A 21,420-nucleotide genomic window follows, 5' to 3' on the forward strand; every position below is an offset into this window, starting at 1 on the left:
TTGACCCTGATCCATAGTTATTTGATTTCTTTAAGAATTGCCGTGACGAGCGCACCGACAAAAGGTTCTTCCATGATGGTCAAATGGTCACCGTCAACCTCAATCAGCTTGATCATCCCCGAGGTTTTGGCCGCCCAGCCATTGAGTGGATCGTTGTATTCACTGCGGATGGTGTCGTGCATATCCCGAAGAATGGGGGGGAGCGGTTCAATTGCCCGGATCAGGGTGATATCCAGTTCCGCGCACTTCGCCTCGTAGTTGTATTGCGTCGCCGCTTCCCAGTTAGTGCGATACACCTCGAACAGCCGCTGCATGACGGCCTTGGTACTACCGGCCGGAATCGCCCCAATGGAGATTGCGTGATCGGTGATGAAGTCGAAGCGCTCCTGAAGCGTGGCGATATGATCAGGCACAATTTGGACGGGGAGCTCGGAGCCTCTCGACGTCCAGAGCAGTTCCCAAAAAAACCAACTCAGCAATGCGTCATCACTGGCTTTGCCTTGGGCCTGTGAGCTAAGTGCCATGGTGTCCAGAATCAGTACATTTGCAACGCGCTCGCCTGCCCGTATCAACTGCTGGGCTATCTCAAATGCAATGAACCCACCGTAGGACCAGCCACCGATGACGTACGGACCTTCGGGCTGGATTCGACGCATTGCTTCAATGTACAAACTTGCTTGTGCCTCGACAGACGGGATGGGCTCAGAGCCTGCATCGACCCCCGAGGCCTGCAGTGCATAGAGTGGTTGTTCGGCGGGTAAATGCGGAAGCATGCGCAGGTACGAGAGAATATTGCCGCCCATGGGGTGGACAAGAAACAACGGTGTGCGCTGTCCGTTTTCGCGTAGCGGCACCAGTGGGTCGAACGTGAATGCGCCACCGCCTTTTTGAATGAGCACGCTGAGTTTTTCCATGGTCGGTGCACTGACAAAGGAAGACAGGGGCACGTTGATTCCGTACAACTTCTCAACCAACACAACCAAGCGCATTGCTGTCAGCGACGTGGCCCCGCAATCGAAGATGCTCTGTTGGGGGTAGATTTTCGGAGTCTTCAGAAGCTCGGCTGCCAATTGGCATAGTTTCATTTCGTACTCACCGCTCGGCTCCCGGTAATTCACAGCGTTACCCAGTTGGACGTTCAGCGTGCGCAGCGCAGCGTCATCCCTTTTGCCGCTTGGCGTGGTCGGCATCTGCGCGATCCAGGCCATGTGAGTTGGCAGCATGTACGTCGGCAATTCCTCGCTTAGGTAATGCCTGAGCTGGGACAGCACCGCCTCGTCTTGCGACCCGCTTCCTGTCAGGTAAGCGACCAGGTAGGCGTCGTGCTCATCACGCGGCTTCGCGATCACTGCCACGTCAATGTGTTCGTTGCGGGTTTCAAAAAAGCTCAAGATTTTGAGTTCGATTTCCGACAGTTCAATTCTGTAGCCACGCACTTTGACCTGGTTGTCATTCCGGCCAAGGCTGATAACGGTGCCGTCGGCGCATTTGATACCGAAGTCACCGGTTCGATAAAACAATTTGCCGGGTACATGATCGTGACGGATGAATTTCTTATCTGTTTCTTCTGGGGCTTTGTAGTAACCGGACGCCAGTGCGTCTCCGTAAACGCAGATTTCTCCCGGCACGCCATCGGGAATAACGTTGGCGGCGTCGTCAAGAATGAGGATGCCAACTCCGTCAATCTCGCTACCGATAGGAGGTAATGCCGGGAAGTAATCAGGGTTACCGCTCATGCTGTAGCGGGTCACCACATGGGTTTCGGTTGGACCGTATTGATTTTCCAGAATCCCCCCGCGCAGATGTCTCATCAGTGCGCGAATCTCCTGGGTGACCCGCAATTGCTCGCCTGACGAGCCGACAACGCGCAGGCTGCCAGGAAACAGATCAAGGGCGACAGCCGCTTCCGCGAGTTGCTGCAGGGCGATGTAAGGCATGAATACCCGTTCCACGCACTTGCGATCCATAAACCTGAGCAGGGCCGAGGGATCACGGCGTTCCTCTTCGCTGATCAGGTGCAGCGTCGAACCCGCGCTTAGCGTTGAGAAAATTTCCTGGAACGAAACGTCAAAACTGAGCGGCGCGTACTGGAGTGTCGAGCCAACGGCGCCACTTGCCGATTTGTTCTGCCAGCCGACCAGATTCGCCAGTCCTCTATGGGGCATTGCGACCCCTTTAGGTGTGCCTGTAGAGCCTGAAGTGAACAGAATGTAGGCGTTGTCGGTCGACTCAATCGCGACGTCTGAACAGCCGGCCTCTACCGTTTGTAAAAGGTCATTGGTGAGATCCAGGCGCACAGTGCTGTCAGGTAGTTCGTTAACGCACGACCGGGTGACGACTACTTTTGGCGCTGCGATTTTCAGGATCAGTTCAATGCGTGCGGCGGGATAAGACACGTCGATAGGTAGGCAGATGGCCCCTGATCGCAGGGTCGCCAAGGCTGTGGCGATCTGTTCGAACGAGCGTGGCAATGCCAGGCCGACAACGTCCTGGCGCTGTACGCCTTTACTGCTGAGCAGAGACGCAATTCTGCCGGCGGTATCCCAGAGTTGTGCGTAGGTCCACTGGGCATCTTCATAGGTAACTGCAACGGCCTGCTGCTGATCACGCACGGCCTGAAGGATCTGCGCAGGCACGGGAATGAATGCGTCCCTGGCTGAGCCCGAGGCGAGATAACCGGATTGCGCAATCGGCGACCTGAAGAGCGCTTCTGCATGGGGTTGAAAGGCCAGGCGTTTCAGCGCGTCATTGAAAAGCCGCGCAAAGACTTTACCTTGTTCGCGTGCATAGATTGCTCCATCCATATCCACACGGATGGCGATCTCGGCTCCCGAGAACTCGCGCATGACGTTCACAAGGAGGGCAAAACTGGTCTCTTCCTGCGGATCGAAGGCTGCGATCTCGATGCCGGTTTGTGCGGCGACTTCCTCCAGTACATGGAAGTGGATGTAGTTGAATGCTGTGCTTATGGATACGCCTGCATTGTCTGTCTGAATTTCACTCAACGGGAATCGGCGATGACGGTGGCTCGCCTTCTCGTGTCTGAAGATTGACTCAACCAGTTGTTGAGCGCTGACTTCGGCCAGGTTGACTCGCAACGGCAATGTGTTCAGAAACAGTCCGAGAAGGTGTTCTGCGTGCCGGATCTCTGGGCGTGCGTGGGTCACAACACCTGTTAGCACGTCTCTCGTATTGCTCATTGACGCTATCGCCGAACAATGGGCAGCCAGGTAGAACGTCTTGATGGGCACGTGAGAGCGTTTTGCCAGTTGCACCAATGCGTCATCAAGAGCGGGTTCAACAAAAAATCGGTACGAGAACATCCCGCTGTCCGCGCGCTCAAGGTGCGCCGCGAGTCCAATCGGCAGGGTGTTGGTAGCGCCTTCCAGATGGCCCTTCCAGTAGGCTCGATGCTCGCTACTATTTATTGCAGCGAGTTCGTCCTGAACAAACAGCGATGGGTTCGGTAAATCGTGGGTGGGATAACCCAGGCCTTCATCATTCCCCCTTGCATAACAGAGGAGCAGTTCGCGAATCAGGTTCGCGACGCTACCTCCGTCAAGGATTGCATGATGGAAGCTGAGCACCAGGTCCAGAGGAGCGCCTGATTCGTTAATGAAAACGGCTACGTTGAACAGCGGCCCTGTGGCAAACGAATAGTTGTGCGCGGACCACGCCTGCATATGCTTGGCTATTTCCTGCTCATAGACGTTTGCCAGCGGCGTATTGACGGCCAGAACCTCGTCTACCGACAGGTCCTTGTGAATAAGCTGAAGCGGGGTGGAGTATTCGCCGATGTTGAACGTTGTACGCAATGCCGGGTGGCGCTGGATTAAACCTTGCAGGGCTTCGCGGAACTTCTGTTCAGACCAGTCCATTTTCAGGGTGTAACGGAAAACGTCTTTGTAGACCCGGCTTTGTTCTTGCTCTCGGCTGTGGAAGAGGAGCCCCAGTTGCAGTTGTGAAATCGGATAGGCGTCTACGGCCAATTCTGTAAGGCGCTTGCGCTCATTGTCAGTCACCAGCTCAAATGCACTCAGTGCCGCCTTGGGCAGGGCCACGTTGTCTGCGGTAAGTTCCAGGAAGCGCCCCAGTTCTCGAACCGTGGTGTGGTCACTCAGATCGGACAAGTTGGCGTCATATCCGTGCTTCTCTAATTCCGAGCGCACCTTCAGCATCAGAATTGAGTCGCCCCCGATGGAGTAGAAATCGTCCTCTGCAATAATGTCCCGCTGACCGAGAATGCCGCCCCAGATATCGCTGACCAGGCGCTCTGTCACACTCAACTCTGCTTTTGGTGCGGTAGTTTGAGTGGTATTGGCCATCGCTAATGCTTGGCCCCGGTCGAACTTTCCATTGGGGGTGAGTGGGATATGGTCAAGGGCTACGAACCGGGAAGGAAGCATGAACGCCGGGAGCGCGTTAGCCATTTGCTCACGCAATGAGCGCTCGGTTTGTGGAGTGCGACTGACGAACAGTGCCACCAAATGGTTGCCTCGCTTATCGTCCTGCTCAACGACGACTTCGGCATTCAAAATGTTTGGCAGATTGAGCAGCGTATTCTTGATTTCGCCCAATTCAATACGGTTTCCGCGGATCTTAACCTGGCCGTCCATTCTTCCCATATACAGGATAGAACCGTCGTTTGCCCACGCGGCGAGATCTCCGGTTCGGTACCAGCGACGCCCATCCTCCGGATCGGTAATGAAGCGTTCTGCCGTAAGTTCCGGGCGATTCAGGTAGCCTCTTGCCAACTGCACGCCGCCGATTTGCAGTTCTCCAGGTACGTTGACGAGCTGCCTGACACCATGTTGGGAGACGATACGTATTGACGTGTTGTTGATGGGGTAACCAATTGGCACTTCATTAATGTCCGAGTGGCCCAGCAGGTCCAGCTCATACCAGGTGACATCTACGGTCGCCTCGGTCGGACCATATAAGTTGATTAACTTGGGCGGCTGGGTATCGCCAGTGAACAGTTTGCGGAATTTATTCACGACGGCAGGGGAGAGCGCTTCGCCGCTGGTAAACAGGCAGCGCAGGCTCTGTACGCTGAGCAGTTGTTCTCGATCGTCTGCCAGCGCCTGGATGTAGGGTTCAAACATCGAAGGAACGAAATGGGCCACCGTGACGTTGTGATCGCTGATGGCTTTAATCAGCGCGCGAGGATCTCGCTGAGCCCCTTGCTCCAACAGGGCCACCGACGCCCCCGTCATACTCCACCAAAAAAGCTCCCACACCGAAACATCGAACGAGATAGGGGTTTTTTGCAGGATCACATCGTTACTGGCGAGCGGATGAATCTCTTGCATCCATTCCAGGCGATTGATAACCGAGTGATGTTCAATCACGACGCCTTTCGGTCTGCCGGTCGAGCCCGACGTATAGATGATATAGGCGGGATCCTGAGGGCGAGCCTTGCTGACATAATTGACTTCGCGCGCCAGCTCCAAGGGGAGTACGTCGAGATCGAACCTGCGCGGATCATCACTGCTCATGACCTGAGGCAGGTTGGTGATCACCCGTTTCGCGTTGCTATCCTCAAGCATGTACTGAATACGGTCTGCGGGATATTCGCTATCGATTGGCAGGTAAGCCGCACCCGTTTTCAGTACGGCGAAGATCGCTGCCATGAGCTGTGGCGACCGGACCATTGATACCGCAACGACATCACCCGGGCCTACGCCTTGGTTTTCCAGTTCTGTGGCGATCGCCGAGGACCAATTGTCCAATTCGGCATAGGTGAAGGTTTTATGGTCGTTGTCACGCAACGCTATGTTGTAGGGGGTTCGTGCTGTCTGCGCTCGAAAAAGCGATATGACGGTGTCTTTTTCACTGTAAGACTTGGTAGGTCCTTCTTCGAAGGCCCGGAGTGTTTCAGCCTGCTCATAAGTCAGCAGGTTGACCTGGTCCAACGGCTTGTCCAGTTGGGGCAGGAAGCCATCCACCAACTGAAGGAACGCGTCGAGAAACACTGATGCGTGGCACTCGGAATCGAACGCCGCACTGTTGAGGCAAATTTCCCCACATACGTCGGCGTTTTTTCCGTAGGTATGCAAGTGAATGGCCACCGCGTCTTGCGCATGAACGTGGGCGATGCTTTTGTGAGTCGACGACGGCACGCCTTCATCTGACTGCGGGTAGCGTAGGTATGAAACCGTCGCATCGAACAGTTGTCGATTGTGGCCAGAACGCGCGATTTCAGAGACCAGTTGTCCAAAGGGAATGGACTCTCTTTCCTTGATAAAGCTGATCTGTCGCTTGAGTGAAACCGCAACGTCTCGAAGCGTGTGAGCGTGGCTGACTTGAACGCTGACGGGAAGCGTGTTGGCTCTTTGGGTGACTGCGGTGATGTCAGCTTCGCCTCGATTGAGGAAGGGCACCCCAAGCAAAAAATGCTCGGCGCCATACTGGCATGACAGCAATACCGCCAATGAGGCGGAAACTGTCATGAAGGGCGTCATTCCGATATCCAGGGCGCGCTGAACCTCTTCAGCCGAGATCGTGAATGTACGACGATAGCGTTGGGACGAGGAGAGCTTCGGACCGGACTTCGAAAAAAGTACAGGGTTCACATCCTTGACTGTGCCAGCTACCTCAAGGATTGCCTGATGAAGCGCTGCACTGTGCAGGGAAGGAGTTATTGCGGCGTGGTGCTCAACGTAATCGTGAAGGCTCGATTGAGGAAGTGCTTCCCTTCCTTCGAAAACGTTCAAAATCTTTCTGGACAGTACGTCCAATGCCCAGCTGTCGACCACGATGTGATGGGCTCGAATCATGAGCATCACTGAAGTACCAACCTGCCCGATAGCTGCCTCAATCAGTGGAGCGTGGGAGAGACTCCATGAGTGACGGGACCATTCTTCGTAAAAAGCCGCCGAGCCGGATTCGTCGGTGAACTCAAATAGCTCTGCGACGATCTTGCACGATGTTTGTCGTACCGTCGGATGGCCATCGTTGTCATGGTACGTCTTGAAGCAAGCGGGCTCAGATCGCAGAACGTTCTCAGCGACGAATCTCAACCTTTCCACATCGATCAATCCTGGCAGGCAAACGCACAAAGCCACGGTGAACTGATGGCTGTGAGGGGCTTTTTGCGATTCAAACCAGATATCACGCTCAAACGGATTAAGCAGCTGAGCTGTGTGCGAGGTGGATTGTTTTTCGTCTACGGCACTGTTCATTGCGATCTAACTCCCTTTAGATGATTTAAGCGGCAGTAAGCGGAGAGGCAACTGACACAATTGTCAGGTTTGTCTTACGTCCACTTCTACCAAATGAGAAGGCGGGCGGATAATGTCATTGAGTGACAAAATAAGTCAATAGGCATATTTCTCATTATGTATTTTATTAAAATTGCGCAATTGTCATTTGATGGTGATAATGTTTGGTCAGGTACCGTGAGTTGACGTAATCGAGGAAACAGACGCGTGGCGGAAAAAGAAGAGGTAGGCAGGCGTGAGCGCAAGAAGCTCATGTTGCGCGATGCCCTTATTTCAGCGGCTTATGAGCTTTTCGCTGAGAAGGGATTTGATGAAACGCGAGTCGAGGACATCACCGAAAAAGTGGATGTCTCTGCTCGTACATTTTTTCGATATTTCTCCTGCAAGGAAGATGTCGTTCTGGATTATCAAGAAGCGGAGCATCAGGAGTTCATCGCTGCGCTTGGTGAGCGTCCTCCCCACGAACCTGTTGTGACGGCCTTGAGGCATGCCGCTGTAGATGTCGTTAGGAGTTGTGAGAAGGGATCGTATGGTTTTGATGCTGATCGTTTCATGACGCTTCAGGAACTGTTGAGAAGTCACCCTCTGATTCGTGCAAAAACTCTGCAAAATGGGGTAAATCGTCGAGATTCGATTGTTGCTCTTATCGCCGGGAGAATGGGGGTGAACGCAGAGAATGACATTCGTCCGAGCGTCGTCGCATGGGCGTTGGACTACGCCCACACAGCGGCCCATGACCTCTGGAAAAAAAGATCCTCCTCTGTGCTCTACTCGGATGTGCTTGATGAGATTTTTGTCATCGTTGAGGAGGGGTTCAACTTCCCTGCTCTTCAAGTCAGGTGATTTGTAGTGGTCTAATGAAACCGGACACCCATTTAGGCGAGAATGCTCGCCAGAACGGGGTGTCAGATGACCAAACAACGGCGTACCTTTTCCCCTGAATTCAAACGCGAGGCTGCCGACCTCGTTCTCAAACAGGATTACAGCTTCATTGAGGCCAGCCGCTCGCTTGGTGTCGGCGAGTCGGCTTTGCGCCGATGGGTCGACCAGGTGCAGCAAGAACGCACGGGCGTCACCCCGCAGAGCAAAGCGCTGACTCCGGAGCAGCAGAAAATCCAAGAGCTGGAAGCCCGAATTGCTCGCCTTGAGCAGGAAAAATCGATCTTAAAAAAGGCTACCGCGCTCTTGATGCCGGAAGATTTCGAGCGTTCGCGCTGATTGACCAGTTGAGCATCCACGAGTCGGTTGATTGGCTGTGCAAGGTGTTTGAAGTGACCCGCTCGTGCTACTACGCTCGGCGTCTCAGACGCCGCACACCGGATGTAGAACGGCTTCGATTACGTAGTCGCGTCAGTGAGCTGTTCTCGCAAAGTCGCAGCGCTGCGGGCAGTCGTAGCGTTCTGTCGCTGATGCGTGACGACGGTGAGCAACTCGGGCGATTCAAGGTGCGCGAACTGGAGTTGGTCAGCAAACAACCTGGATCGCATGCTTACAAAAAGGCGACGGTCGAGCGGCCCGACATTCCTAATATTTTGAACCGGCAGTTTGATGTGCCCGCTCCTGACCACGTCTGGTGTGGCGATATCACTTACATCTGGGCTCAGGGGACATGGCGGTATCTGGCGGTTGCGCTAGATCTTTTTGCCCGCCGTGTTGTGGGCTGGGCGTTGTCGGGAAAGCCGGATGCCGACTTGGTCATCAAGGCCTTGGACATGGCTTATGAACAGAGAGGGAAGCCTCAAGGTTTGCTGTTCCACTCCGCCCAGGGCTCGCAATATGGAAGCCGCAGTTTTCGCCAGCGCCTTTGGCGATATCGCATGCGTCAGAGCATGAGCCGGCGAGGAAATTGTTGGGATAATGCGCCGATGGAGCCGGTGTTCAGGAGCCTGAAAACCGAGTGGATACCGACCATGGGCTACACGACGGTCCAACAAGCTCAGCGGGATATCAGCCATTTTTTGATGAATCGGTACAACCGGATTCGACCGCACCAATTTAATGGTGGGCTGCCACCGGCTCAGGCCGAGAAAAAACTTAACGTCGGGATCAGTTGACCACTACAGTTTTGCCGCTGATCCAGAATGATTTTGGTTTGAGCGCCTCATCCCTGAGCTCATTTACGCGCCAGACTACGCCATGTTGTGGGCCGCGTTCCTGGGCTTCGGCTCTGGTGCCAGCATGATGCTCGGCCTGACCTTCATCGGCCTGCGCACAAAAAATGCCGGTGACACGGCGGCACTGTCAGGAATGGCGCAGTGCGTCGGCTACCTGATGGCAGCCGCAGGCCCCTTGCTGCTGGGCCAACTGCACGACTGGACCGGTGGCTGGACAGCACCGCTGCTGATCACAGCCGCAATCTCCGTAGCCGGCGCATTCATCGGAATGCTGGCCGGGCGCAACGTTCAACTTGAATCTGCTGAATCATCGTCGCGAACAAGCCCGGCAATCCAGTCAGCGAATGCGCTCACAGCTGGCGATAGAAAGCGCTGATGCGGGTATAGCAGGTGCACAGGAACCGATGCGGGCTGCCAGTCAGCAAGCACTTCAACCAGCCGCCCTTTTCGCAGATGCTCGCTGATCACGTTCTCAGCGAGCTGCACCAGCCCTAAACCTTCAAGGCACATTTTGATGTAAAGCCCAGTTTCGTTGACAGCCGCAGTGCCGTTCACCGGGACTGAGATTTTTTCGGTGCCACGGGCGAAGCGCATTTCGCCTGCTTGCCTTGCGCGGCCCGAGAAGTAATGGATGGCCCGGTGGTGAGACAAATCTTGCGGAGTTTGCGGAGTACCGTTTTCTTCGAGATAGGCGACAGACGCACAGGTCACCCAGCGAAACCGGCCGAGGGGGCGCGCAACGAGCGTTGAGTCATCGAGCTCGCCTGTACGAATAACGCAATCGACACCCTCTTGAACCAGATCAACCTGCCGATCGTTGACGCCTATCATCAGGTAGATATCCGGGTAGCGCCTGTAAAAGTCTTGCAGGTTTGGCATGACGATGAAGTGTGCAATGCCACCCGGCATATCGACACGCAAACGCCCCTGTGGCCGTTTTACGGAATCCGTCAGGCTGGTCTCTGTGTGTTCGATCAGCTCCAAGATTTCCCGGCATTGCGCCAGATATTGTGCGCCCTCAGAGGTCAGGCTGACCCGCCGCGTTGTTCTGTTCAGCAGGCGTACCTGCAAGTACTTCTCAAGATTTTTAACGCTGCTGGTAACTGTCGAGGCCGGCAGTGAGAGCGTCTGCGCCGCCTGGATAAAGCTCCCTGCTTCAGCCACACGTACGAAAACCTGCATCGCTTGAATACGGTCCATGACTGTTAGCAGCCTCAAAGCAGTGATCGGGGGAAAGTTTTTATTATTCGTAAATATTGAATAAAAAAAACAGTTTAACCATCTTTTTCCCGCAGTACCGCATTGCGTACATTGCTTCCAACGAAATTTGAAGAGGTGTACAGAAAATGGCTGAATATAACCGCAGCATCGTGCAGGCCCCGGCCGCTCTGGCCGCCCGCACCCTTATCCGCGGTGCCACTGTGCTGAGCATGGACGGTGATATCGGCAATCTGGCGCGCGGCGATATACTTATCGAAGGCAGCACCATCACGGCCATAGGTGAAAACATCGAGGCTGGCGACGCCGTTGTTATCGAGGCATCCGGCATGATTGCCATGCCCGGCATGGTCGATACGCATCGTCACTCATGGGAGGGCCAACTGCGTCGAATCAATCCGAATGCCGAAACCCTGGAAGATTACTGCAACGCAACACACTTCTCGTTCGCCAAATACTATCGCCCGGCTGACATGTATATCGGCAATCTGCTGACTGCATTGGGCTGCATCGATGCCGGTATCACCACCGTGGTCGATAACTCGCACAACAGCCGCACCGGCGCGCACTCCGATGCTGCGGTAGAGGCGCTGCTTGATGCTGGTATCCGGTCTGTACACGCCTCCGGTGCGCCAGTTTCCGGTGAGTGGGACAAAGCCCACTGGCCCGGCAATCTGGAGCGCCTGCAGGAAAAATACGTCAAGAACGGCGACAACCCACTGCTCTCGCTGGCGGTGATGGCGCAGCTGGAACCTGAGCTGTGGGCCGAGGCCCGGCGTCTGGGGCTGCCGATCATCACCGAATTTTTCGGCGGGGACATGGCAGCTGAGTTGGAGGGTTTGCATCGCGAGGGTCTGCTGCGCCCCGATAACATCTTCAACCACTGCACAGCGCTGCCGGACGCCGGCTGGAAAATCCTTCGCGAGGCTGGCGTGCGGGTCAACGTATGCCCGCGTTCAGATGCCCACTACGGCATTGAAGATGGAATGTTCGCCATGCAGTCGGCCCAGCGTCACGGCATCAGTCCGGGGCTGAGTATCGATAACGAAACCTCCTACAGCGGTGACATGTTCATGGAGATGCGGGTGGCGTTCTACCTGCAGCGCGTCATGGGCATGCACCAGCAGCGCTGCTGCGGCGCAGAACATCATCCGGTGACCCTGCCTGCTCATGGCCTGCTCAAAGCAGCCACTCTCGACGGCGCTACCTGTGCCGGATTGCAGGACAAAGTCGGCACCCTGGCCCCCGGCAAACAGGCCGACCTGATCCTTATCAATGCGCAGGACATCAACCTTTACCCGTCGGGTAACGCATTCGGCACCGTAGTACACGCGGCCGAACGCAGCAATGTCGACACAGTCATGATTGGCGGGCGCATCGTCAAGCGCGGCGGCAAGGTGCTGGGTGTGGACTGCGAAAGGCTGCGTGCAGCAATTGACGAGTCCCGTGAGCATCTGTTTGCTGCCGCAGGCTACCAGCCCGATATTTTTGCCGAGACATTCATGCCGCTTGAGTCAGCCAAGTAAGGAGGCGCGAGATGAACGCAGCTTACTACTTGCTGGCCATCGCCGCTGGGCTTGGCATAACCCTTCAGACCACGCTGAATGGGCAACTTGCTAAAGGTGTGGGTGGAGATTCCGTAGCGGCGGCGCTGTTCTCGTTTACTGCCGGTGCGGTATGCCTGGGCGTCTTTTCATTGATGCGCGGCGGGATAGTGGCCTCATTGGCGGCTATACCTGTCCAGCCCTGGTGGAGCCTGCTGGGCGGTCTGCTGGGTGCCGGTGCCTTGCTTAGTTATGTGGTGCTTGCGCCAAAAATCGGTCTATCAGCCCTGCTGGGCCTCGCTATCGCAGGTCAGATTATATCTTCACTGGTTATCGACCATTTCGGATTGATGGGGGCATCGGAAAGGCCGGTGTCTCTCGTCAAGTTGGCCGGGTCGATGGTGATGCTCGCAGGCTTGGCCATCGCCCTGTTCGGTGACAGGTGGTCAGCGCTTTTCTCCAACTGACTGCCTTGTTTGCCCAATCCTGTTTCGTAGGACGCAACCATGTTTAAAACCCTAACCGGCACCACCAGTCTTCTCGGCGAGTGCCCTGTCTGGTGTGAAAGAACCGAACGCCTGTTCTGGACCGACATCCCCGGCTGCGAGTTGCGTGCTCTGGACCCCGAAAGCGGCGAAGTGCAGCGTTGGTCCCTGCCAGAGCCGCTAGGATCATTTGCCCTCACGGCAGACGAAGACATATTGCTGATGGGACTAGCATCCTGCCTGGGCTACTAAAACCTGAGCACCGGTCGTTTCAGCAAAATCACAGCCACCCCCGGCGTGGCAGGAACCCGGATCAATGACGGGCGCTGCGACCGTATGGGAAACTTCGTATTCAGCACTATGGACACCGGCGAGCCGGTTCAAACCATAGGCAGACTTCACCGGCTCAATGCCGCGACGCTCGAGACAGAAACGCTGGACCTTCCCGAAGTGGCGATCCCGAACAGCATCAAGCTATCCCGACGACGCTGAATGACAGGCAACAAGCAGCGCCGATCATCGACGCACTTTATACTTGGATACCGAGGTAGCTAAGCAGAGATCAATGGCGACCTGTTAACAACGGTATGAAGCACTGTTGCGCTTAGCGTCTGTTCAAGTACGCCGCCATCTCGGCCGCAGGGACCATCCCGCCTCCTGTGGCCCAGATCAAATGGGTCGCGCCTGCGGGTATACCGTCCGGCAACCCCAAACGACGCCCATACCCTTGGCGCTCGTGCAGCACCCGCGCGAAACCTGGAGCTCCGGCCAGCGCCGAGGGCTCCAGACGCAGTTGCTCGGTGCGATCGAGCAATTGCAGCAAACTGAACAACTCGGCATCGGTCACCGTATAGAACCCATCCAGCATCCGCTGCATCGACCGCCCCACGAATCCCGAAGGTCGCCCGACCGCCAAGCCATCCGCCGCCGTATGGTTGGAAATCCCGAAGTCCTGCACCGCCAAGCCATCGTGCAGCCCGGTGTACACCCCCATCAGCATGCACGGCGACTCGGTCGGCTCGGCGAAGATGCAGTGCACGTGATCACCAAACGCCAATTTCAGGCCGAAAGCGATGCCGCCTGGGCCGCCGCCGACGCCGCAGGGCAGGTAGACGAATAACGGATGTTGGGCATCAACCACCATCTGCTGCTCGGCGAACTGTGCCTTCAGCCGCTCGCCGGCGACTGCGTAACCGAGGAACAGGGTTTGCGAGTTCTCGTCGTCGATGAAGTGGCAGGTCGGGTCGGCCTGCGCCTGCTCGCGGCCTTGTTCGACGGCCTGGCCGTAGTCGCCGGCGTACTCGACCACGGTCACGCCATGGGCGCGCAGCTTGTCTTTCTTCCATTGCCGGGCATCGGCCGACATGTGCACGGTCGTGGCGAAGCCCAGGCGCGCGCCGGCGATGCCGATCGACAGGCCGAGGTTGCCGGTGCTGCCGACCGCGATCTTATGGGCACGGAACAGCGCCTGGCATGGCGCTTCGGTCAGGCGCCGATAGTCGTCCGCTTCGCTCAGCAGGCCATGGCGAATGGCGAGTTGCTCGGCGTGGAACAGCACTTCGTAGATACCGCCGCGGGCTTTCACCGAGCCGGAGATGGGCAAGTGGCTGTCCTTTTTCAGCAGCAGCCGGATAGGCCCTTCGACGCAGTAGCGCTCGCAAAGGGCGCGGGCGAAAGCCGGTACGCCAACCAGTTCCGATTCGATGATGCCCTGGCTTGCAGCAACTTCCGGGAAGGCTTGGGCCAGGAATGGCGCAAAGCGCTGGAGGCGATCGCTGGCATGCCGCACATCGGTGGCGGTTAGGGCAATATCGTTCAGCGCATCGGCCAGGGGCGCGATCTGCGGGTTGAACCAGCTGACTTCTTCGCCGGCCAGTATGGGTTTCAACAGGGGAAATTCGGTGGTCCAGTCGGCGAGGCTTTTGCCATATACGGATGTGATCACAGCAGGGGCTCCAACGGCGGCGCACTGTGGCGCCACTTGATTAACGGGGTCAAACGGCCGGGCGCCCATCGGTAGCGGTGGCATACTGGTCCGGGGCCAGCGGCGGGTGGGTGACGGGCGTCCACAGGTCCACTTCGCTGAGGGCCAGGGCGGCCATGTTCGGGCGCGGGCGGCGCAAATCCTGGGTCGTTTCGCAATGGGCTTCGAGGGCGCGGGCGGCCATCAGCAGCTCCAGATCACCGCGGAATTTACCGATCACTTGCATGCCGAAGGGCATGTCGAGGTGGTCGACGCCCATAGGCATCGACAGCGCCGGGTTGGTGGCCAGGGTGACCACGTAAGTCAGCGCCAGCCAGCGGTAGTAGTTTTCCAGCGCCACGCCGTTCACGCTTTCCAGGTACGGCTGCTCCCAAGGGAAGGCCGATACCGGCGTAGTGGGCGAGAGAATCAGGTCGTACTGGCTGAACAGCTGCTGGAAGCGGCGAAATATGCGCGTTTGCTCGGCGTTGGCCCACACGCAGTCCTTGAGCGACATGCGTGCACCCATCTCGTAGTTGGCGCGCGGGTTAGGGCCGAGGGAGCCCGGGTCTTTCTCATAAGCGGCCTGCAGGCTGCCGACGAAGGCTTCGGCGCGGACCACGTCGAAGCAGCGGTGGGCGTGCTGCATGTCCACTTCGATTTCTTCGCAACTGGCGAACAGGCCCTTGAGGCTGGCGACCTTGGCGCGGAACACGCGGCGGATGTCGTCGTCGACGTCGCACACGCCGAAGTCTTCGGTGTAGCCCACGCGCAGGCGTGAGAGGTCGATCGTGCCCTCCATGGCCGCTGGCATGCTGAAGTCATAGCTGAGCGGGTCGTTCGGGGCGATGCCGGCGGTGGCCGCCAGTTGCAGCCAGGTGTCGGCGACGTCGCGGCCCATGGGGCCGACCACGGAAATCGGCGTCCAGCCCAGCAGCTTGCGTTCGCTCGGCACCAGGCCGGGGGAAGTGCGCAGGCCCACGATGCCGCACTTGGCTGCGGGGATGCGCAGGGAGCCACCCGTGTCGGAGCCGCTGCACAGCGGCACCATATTGGCAGCCAGCGCGGCGGCGGCGCCACCGGACGAGCCTCCGGCGTTCAGGCGCGGGTTGAACGGGTTGCCCGTGGCGCCCCACACCGGGTTGCGGGTGTTGGCGCCAGCGCCCATTTCCGGCACGTTGGTCTTGCCCACCACTATGGCCCCGGCGGCGCGCAGGCGGCGTACCAACTGGTTGTCTTGGGTCGGCAAGTTGGCGCGAAACAGCGGCGAGCCGTAGGTGGTCAACAGACCTTCGGTTTCTTCCAGATCCTTGATGCCGATCGGCAGGCCGCTAAGCAGGCCGCGTGGTTCGCAGCGGTTGATCGCCTGTTCGGTGGCGCGGGCTTCTTTGCGGGCGCGCTCGAAGGAGGTGGCGCAGAAGGCGTTAATCTTCGGATTGTATTCTTCGATACGGGCGATGCAGGCCTCAAGCACTTCGACCGGCGACACCTGACGCGAATCGATCAGGGCCTTGAGTTCCACCGCGCCTTTGTCGGCCAATTCGTTCGGGTTGTGCATGGGGTCGATCCTGCGCAAATAAAACAAGAGAATAAAAACACCGCCAGGCAGCCACAACCAACTTAATTCGAAGGCTGCCATGCTGTTTGCAGAAAGCTCAGGCCGCGCACTGGAGCACGTGCCTGATGTGCTCGATAAAGCTTTCCATGGACGCCGACAGTTGCCGCCGCGCCAGGGTCTGGATTTCGATGAAGCGCGCGCCGTCAGCCATTTCCGGTACGTCCAGGGCCTTGAGCTGCTGGCTCTTGAGGCGGTGGCGCACGAACAGCTCGCCGGTGAAGGTCACCGCGCTGCCGGACATGGCGAACTTCACCAGGGTTTCCAGGCTGTCGGTGTCCATGATGCTTTTATAGATCAGGCCTTCGCGGCTGCAGTAGATGTCCAGCAACTGGCGCCGCGTAGTGTTGGGGCCGGGCAGCGCCAGGGGGTAGCTGACGATGTCTTTGAGCGTCACGCCCGTCTGAGCCGCCAGCGGATGGCTGGGCGCGACCAGCGCCAGTACCGGCGCCGGCTGGCGGTACGCGACGTGAATACCTTTGGCCGCGCCGAGGCTGAAGCACAGGCCGATGTCGACTTGGCCTTCGCGCACCAGGCGCGTCACTTCCCGGGCCGAAGCCACCCTGATCTGGTAGCTGCTCTGCTGCCCGGTCAGGCGAAACTGCGCGATAGCATCGGGCAGGAAGTGCGGCGCGAAGCCTTCGGTACAGGCTATCTTGATCATGGATTCCGCTTGCTGGCGCAGCGCCTTGATCTCATTGCTCACCAACTCGGCGTCCAACAGGGTACGGCGCGCATAGCCGGCCAGCAGCTCGCCGGCGCTGGTCAGGCTCACGCCCCGCGACTGGCGCTCGAATAATGGCGCTTCCAGTTCACTTTCCAGGCGGCTGATCTGCCGGCTGATGGCCGACGGCACCACGTGCAGGCGCAGGGCCGCTTCGCTGATGGAGCCGCTGTTGACTACTTGCAGAAAATAACGCACGGCAGTTTCGCTGAGAATTCGGGCGCTCATGGGGAACTGGTTCTCCGGAGTAGGGAGGCGACATTTTAGCCCAGGCTCCCCACCCAACGCGGCTTTCAGCGGCAAGGCCATGGTTCAGGCCTCGTGGGCGTTGGCTAGCTGCACTTCGCGGATCTTTTGCGCGCTGATGCTGGTGCTGACCAGCGCCGCTACCACTACAGCACCGAGCAGGAACAGGAATGCCGAATTGTAGCTGCCGGTGTATTCCACCAGAAAGCCGATGACCATGGGCGAGACGAAGCCCGCTAATTGCCCGCCGAAGTTGACCATGCCGATGCCGGTGCCCACCAACCGTTGCGAGAGGATCTTGGTGGGCAGGGCGAAGGCGGTGGCGAACACGAATGACTTGAAGAAGTAGGCCACGGTCTGGAACACGATTACCTGGGTGGTGGTCTGCGCCTGGTACATGCCGTACACGAACACCCCGGTGAGCACACAGCTGCCCATCATCAGGAATTTTTCCTTGCCGTCGAAGTAGCGTGTCATCAGCCAGCCGCCCATGGCGGTGGCGATACTGGCCGAAATGAACGGCAGTGGCACCAGCATGCCGACGGTCTTGATGTCCAGGCCGCGTACGGTCAGCAGGTACATCGGCATCCAGGCGTCCAGGCCCTTGTTGAGCAGGCTCAGGCAGAACCACACCACCACGATCTTCCAGATCAGCGGCATGCGCAGCAGCTCCTTGACGCTGACCTTGGTAGTCGCACGGGGCAGGGCGGCGTCCTCGATCACAGCAACACTGCGGCGCACGGTAAGGGCGTAGAACACGGCGAAGACGATGCATGCCAGGCCGATGACGAGGAACACATCGCGCCAGCCGAGCCACAGAATCAGCGGGGCGATGATCAACGGGGCGACGAAGCTGCCGGTGTAGTTGGACGAGATCATCAGCCCGACCATTTTCGGCCGTTGTTCGCGGGGGTAGATTTCAGCCACGCCCTTCATCGCCGACGACGGATAACCGCCTTCGCCCAGGCCGAACAGGAAGCGGATTACCAGCAGCGCGCTCAGCGACCAGACCAGCCCGGTGAGCACAGTGAACAGCGACCACAGTGCGATGGAAACCACCACCACGCGCTTGCTGCCGAACTTGTCGGCCAGCCAGCCACCGGGAATCTGCATGGCTGCGTAGCCCAGGTAGAAGGCGCTGAGTACCACCCCCAATTGCGCGGGGCCGACGTTGAAGTCTTTGCCGATATGGGCCAGAGCCAAGGAAATGGCCGCTCGGTCGACGTAGGAAATCATGTAACCCAGGTACAAAAGAATGAATACGAATAGGGGGTTATGCAGGCATCTGGTGACCTTCATGAGGGCTGTCCTGGCGAAGAAATGGCTGGAATGCAGGCCATAGTGGGCAGCAGCGCCGAGGGCAACAAGTGATAAAAAGAGAGTGCTGGTGTGCCCAATAATCACAGCACTTACATGGTGCGCGAGCCCTGTTAAGTGTCGTTATGCGTTGACTTGGTGCGCGCGTTGCAGGTTTTCCTGGATGTACGGCAACAGGGTGTCCGTGCATATTTTTCCCAGAAGCGCTGATATGCGAATAGTTCATCTTCCTTCTGCACCGCAACGCGCATCGGCCCCAGTGATCCTGCGCTCCTCTCCACGCAACGTTGGCTTGCTGGTGACGCTCACGGCAAAACCCGAAACCGCGCACCAACTGGAGAACTGGCTCAAGGATATCTGGCGTTTTGCACTGGATGAGCAAGGGACCATGTCTTGGTACGCGTTCAAACTCAATGAACGCATCTATGGCATCTATGACACGTTCCTGACGGAGGAGGGACGTGAGCAGCACATACACGGGAATATCGTGAAGTCACTGCGTAAAGAGCAGCACGATACGCTGGCCTCTCACGCCCGACAGTTCCTCCAATGCCGCCAACCCGCAAAACGGCACATAGGCTTCGCTGTATCCGCCCTCATGCACCAACACCAAACGGCCCTGGTACACACGCTCCGCCGTTTGACGCACCATCCGCGTCATCATGCGGAACGAGTCACTGTGCAACAGCATGCGCGCCAGCGGGTCGACGGCGTTGGCGTCATAGCCGCAGTTGACAATGATCAACTCGGGCTCGAAACGCTCCAATGCGGGAATCACGATCTGCTGCATGGCATGCAGATACGCCTCGTGACCGCTGCCGGGCGGCAAGGGAATGTTAATGTTGGCGCCCAGTCCGTCGCCTTGGCCACGATCATGCGCGCCGCTGTAACCCGGTGGAAAACACCCTTCCTGATGCAGGGAGAGGGTCAACACATCGCCCCGAGCCTCGAATATGGACTGGAAGAGCTGCCTCAACTAGTTTTACCGGGGCGCCATCTACGGTGGCGCATCTTTGCAACCACCCATGGGGTTATCCATTCACAACATGCGGCGCAATACATTATTCCGAGGGTCGCGGTCGAACAACCGGTGCTGGAGCGCACCCGCGATATGAACGTAAGAAGGTCGAAATGTTGTTTGCCACCTCAAGCGCATCCTGAATGGGATCGCTTGAGACTACGTGGTATGAGTGGCACGTCCGATGAGTTCACTTTGGCAGCCGCAGTGCAGAACCTACGTCGGCTGGCCAAACTGGCATCTCAAGGGTCACCAGTCACGGGAGAGGTGCGCCTGCACTAAGCCAAAAACCTCAAGTTAACCCAATAATGACGCAGCAAAGGTCAACGACGGGGACGGTGTGCGACTTAGGTCGCTTGCAGTTCCAGGATCCGGTTCATTGAACTCATAGGGTCGCTACAAGTGGAGCAGCCGGCAGCTTCACGACCCCATTAGTTACCCAAGAAATCCGCGGGTAACTATCCAGACCGGACGCTTTCCGCCTGACTGGCTATGAGTAGAAGCAAATGGCACAGCCCGGAATCACTCCTTCTTGTGCAGGTGCTGTGACCGAAGATCACCGCGCGGCCGGCTCATCAGCTTGCCAGCCACCGCCCAACGCGGTGTAAAGATTGACCTCGGCCATCAGTTGCGCCAGGCGGTCGCTGATCAAACCTTGTTGCGAAGTGAACAGCGAACGCTGCGCATCAAGAAACGTCAGGCTGCTGTCGACGCCGTTGCGGTAACGGTTGCGGGCCAGGTTGTAGTAGTCCTGGGTGGCCTGCACCAAATCGCGTTGGGCTTGCAGTTGCTGCCCATAGGTGCTGCGCGCCGCCAGTCCGTCGGCGACTTCCTGAAATGCTGTCTGAATCGCCTGTTCATACTCGGCGACGGCGACGTCTTTCTGCAACTTCGCGTAATCCAGGCTCGCGCGCAGGGCGCCGGCATTGAAAATCGGCAGGCTGATCTGCGGCTGGAATGTCCACGCGCCGGAGCCCGCGCTAAACAATCCAGACAGATCGCGACTGGCAGTGCCAGCATTGGCAGTCAGGCTCATACTGGGGAAAAACGCCGCGCGCGCTGCACCAATATTAGCGTTGGCGGCTTTGAGCCGGTATTCGGCCTGGAGAATGTCCGGGCGCCGTTGCAACAGGTCCGACGGCAGCCCGGCCGGAACAGGCGGCACCCGTTCACTGGCCAGAGGAAGCGCCGGCAATTGCGCTGAAATCGGCGCACCGACCAGCAGCGTCAGGCTGTTCAGGTCCTGTGCGACCAGCCGCTGGTAGCGCGCCACATTGACCCGCGTACTGTCGACGCGGGTCCGCGCCTGCGCCTGCTCCAGCCCCGAGGACTTGCCAGCCTCGCGGTTGCGCGTGGTCAGGCGCAGGCTCTGTTCGTCGGCGGCGAGCGTGTTCTGGCTCAGTTCAAGCAGCTGCTGATCGGCGCGCCACGTCAGGTAGGCATTGGCAACGTTCGCCACCAGGCTCAGCTCGGCACTGCGCCGCGCGTGTTCGGTGGCCAGCCAACCCTGCAAGGCTTGTTCGCTGAGGCTGCGCACCCGGCCGAAGAAATCCAGCTCATAGGCGCTGACGCCAAGATTGACCGCATACGCCGAAGTGATCTGCGCCTGGCCGCCGGTGATGCTGGGCGGCATGCGTTGGCGCGACTGGTTAACGTTGGCCGACACCGCCGGTAGCAGGTCGGCGCGTTGAATGCGGTATTGCGCCTGGAACGCCTGAACGTTCAGCGCCGCCACACGCAGGTCGCGGTTATTGACCAGGGCAGTTTCGATCAGTTGCTCCATGGCCGGGTCGTTGAACAGCGTGCGCCAGTCTTCGCGGCACGTGGCTGGCTGCGTTGCAATCGGGTACATCGCGGCACTTGGCGACGACGGACGCTGATAATCCGGAATCAACGAACACCCCACCATCAGCACCACCGTCGATAGCAGGGAAAGGCGTAACGCAGTCATGA

The 21,420-nt window shown here is 58.0% G+C and carries 11 protein-coding genes and 3 pseudogenes; 6 read left to right on the forward strand and 8 right to left on the reverse strand.

Annotation, left to right across the window (positions count from 1 at the left end; all coding sequences use genetic code 11):
- Positions 1-17 precede the first annotated feature (17 nt).
- Positions 18-7,184, reverse strand: a complete 7,167-nt coding sequence (locus tag ACLH0H_RS22945) for an amino acid adenylation domain-containing protein (protein ID WP_411379755.1) — start codon at positions 7,182-7,184, stop codon at positions 18-20.
- A gap of 246 nt (positions 7,185-7,430) precedes the next feature.
- On the opposite strand from ACLH0H_RS22945, the gene ACLH0H_RS22950 reads away from it, so the two are divergent.
- Positions 7,431-8,066, forward strand: coding sequence for a TetR family transcriptional regulator (locus ACLH0H_RS22950; RefSeq protein ID WP_411379756.1), 636 nt, complete (start codon positions 7,431-7,433; stop codon positions 8,064-8,066).
- Positions 8,067-8,132: 66 nt separating this feature from the next.
- Positions 8,133-9,277, forward strand: a protein-coding gene (locus ACLH0H_RS22955; RefSeq protein ID WP_411379757.1) for an IS3 family transposase whose coding sequence is annotated in 2 segments (ribosomal slippage) — positions 8,133-8,385 and positions 8,385-9,277 — 1,146 coding nt in all. Because the reading frame shifts where the segments join, the coding sequence is not laid out codon by codon here.
- A 348-nt stretch (positions 9,278-9,625) separates the two neighbouring features.
- Here the strand turns inward: ACLH0H_RS22955 and ACLH0H_RS22960 are convergent.
- Positions 9,626-10,537 carry a LysR family transcriptional regulator gene (locus tag ACLH0H_RS22960; protein ID WP_411379758.1) on the reverse strand — a complete coding sequence of 304 codons (912 nt, stop codon included), beginning with the start codon at positions 10,535-10,537 and terminating at the stop codon, positions 9,626-9,628.
- A 146-nt stretch (positions 10,538-10,683) separates the two neighbouring features.
- Here ACLH0H_RS22960 and ACLH0H_RS22965 point away from each other — a divergent pair, with 146 nt between their 5' ends.
- The 3 genes and pseudogenes from ACLH0H_RS22965 to ACLH0H_RS22975 all read left to right on the forward strand — a co-directional run bounded on the left by ACLH0H_RS22965 (position 10,684) and on the right by ACLH0H_RS22975 (position 13,076).
- A complete protein-coding gene (locus ACLH0H_RS22965) occupies positions 10,684-12,081 on the forward strand; it encodes an amidohydrolase family protein (protein ID WP_411379759.1) in 1,398 nt (465 codons plus the stop codon).
- 11 nt (positions 12,082-12,092) lie between these two features.
- Entirely contained in the window at positions 12,093-12,566 is a 474-nt protein-coding gene (locus ACLH0H_RS22970; protein ID WP_411379760.1) for a DMT family transporter, read from the forward strand.
- Positions 12,567-12,605: 39 nt separating this feature from the next.
- Positions 12,606-13,076: pseudogene (locus ACLH0H_RS22975) on the forward strand (SMP-30/gluconolactonase/LRE family protein).
- 112 nt (positions 13,077-13,188) lie between these two features.
- Here ACLH0H_RS22975 and dsdA read toward each other — a convergent pair.
- The 5 genes and pseudogenes from dsdA to ACLH0H_RS23000 all read right to left on the reverse strand — a co-directional run.
- Positions 13,189-14,526 carry a D-serine ammonia-lyase gene (dsdA, locus tag ACLH0H_RS22980; RefSeq protein ID WP_411382451.1) on the reverse strand — a complete coding sequence of 446 codons (1,338 nt, stop codon included), beginning with the start codon at positions 14,524-14,526 and terminating at the stop codon, positions 13,189-13,191.
- A gap of 52 nt (positions 14,527-14,578) precedes the next feature.
- A complete protein-coding gene (locus ACLH0H_RS22985; RefSeq protein WP_411379761.1) occupies positions 14,579-16,105 on the reverse strand; it encodes an amidase in 1,527 nt (508 codons plus the stop codon).
- 97 nt (positions 16,106-16,202) lie between these two features.
- Positions 16,203-17,114 (reverse strand): LysR family transcriptional regulator, encoded by a 912-nt coding sequence (locus ACLH0H_RS22990; RefSeq protein WP_411379762.1) that lies wholly within the window; start codon positions 17,112-17,114, stop codon positions 16,203-16,205.
- An 84-nt stretch (positions 17,115-17,198) separates the two neighbouring features.
- Entirely contained in the window at positions 17,199-18,431 is a 1,233-nt protein-coding gene (locus ACLH0H_RS22995; protein WP_411379763.1) for an MFS transporter, read from the reverse strand.
- Positions 18,432-18,975: 544 nt separating this feature from the next.
- Positions 18,976-19,410 (reverse strand): annotated as a pseudogene (locus tag ACLH0H_RS23000) (class II histone deacetylase); the annotation flags it as partial.
- 146 nt (positions 19,411-19,556) lie between these two features.
- Between ACLH0H_RS23000 and ACLH0H_RS23005 the strand changes: the two are divergent.
- A pseudogene (locus ACLH0H_RS23005) lies at positions 19,557-19,749 on the forward strand (transposase); the annotation flags it as partial.
- A 274-nt stretch (positions 19,750-20,023) separates the two neighbouring features.
- Here the strand turns inward: ACLH0H_RS23005 and ACLH0H_RS23010 are convergent.
- Positions 20,024-21,418, reverse strand: coding sequence for an efflux transporter outer membrane subunit (locus ACLH0H_RS23010; RefSeq protein ID WP_411379764.1), 1,395 nt, complete (start codon positions 21,416-21,418; stop codon positions 20,024-20,026).
- Positions 21,419-21,420 lie beyond the last annotated feature (2 nt).

It is taken from the genome of Pseudomonas sp. MPB26 (assembly GCF_046605355.1).
Taxonomy (GTDB): Bacteria; Pseudomonadota; Gammaproteobacteria; order Pseudomonadales; family Pseudomonadaceae; genus Aquipseudomonas; species Aquipseudomonas cedrina.

Coding starts and splice junctions, on each gene's coding strand:
- ACLH0H_RS22945 (WP_411379755.1), bottom strand. CDS start 7,184: ATGAACAGTGCCGTAGACGAAAAACAATCCACCTCGCACACAGCTCAG.
- ACLH0H_RS22960 (WP_411379758.1), bottom strand. CDS start 10,537: ATGGACCGTATTCAAGCGATGCAGGTTTTCGTACGTGTGGCTGAAGCA.
- ACLH0H_RS22965 (WP_411379759.1), top strand. CDS start 10,684: ATGGCTGAATATAACCGCAGCATCGTGCAGGCCCCGGCCGCTCTGGCC.
- ACLH0H_RS22970 (WP_411379760.1), top strand. CDS start 12,093: ATGAACGCAGCTTACTACTTGCTGGCCATCGCCGCTGGGCTTGGCATA.
- ACLH0H_RS22985 (WP_411379761.1), bottom strand. CDS start 16,105: ATGCACAACCCGAACGAATTGGCCGACAAAGGCGCGGTGGAACTCAAG.
- ACLH0H_RS22990 (WP_411379762.1), bottom strand. CDS start 17,114: ATGAGCGCCCGAATTCTCAGCGAAACTGCCGTGCGTTATTTTCTGCAA.
- ACLH0H_RS22995 (WP_411379763.1), bottom strand. CDS start 18,431: ATGAAGGTCACCAGATGCCTGCATAACCCCCTATTCGTATTCATTCTT.
- ACLH0H_RS23010 (WP_411379764.1), bottom strand. CDS start 21,418: ATGACTGCGTTACGCCTTTCCCTGCTATCGACGGTGGTGCTGATGGTG.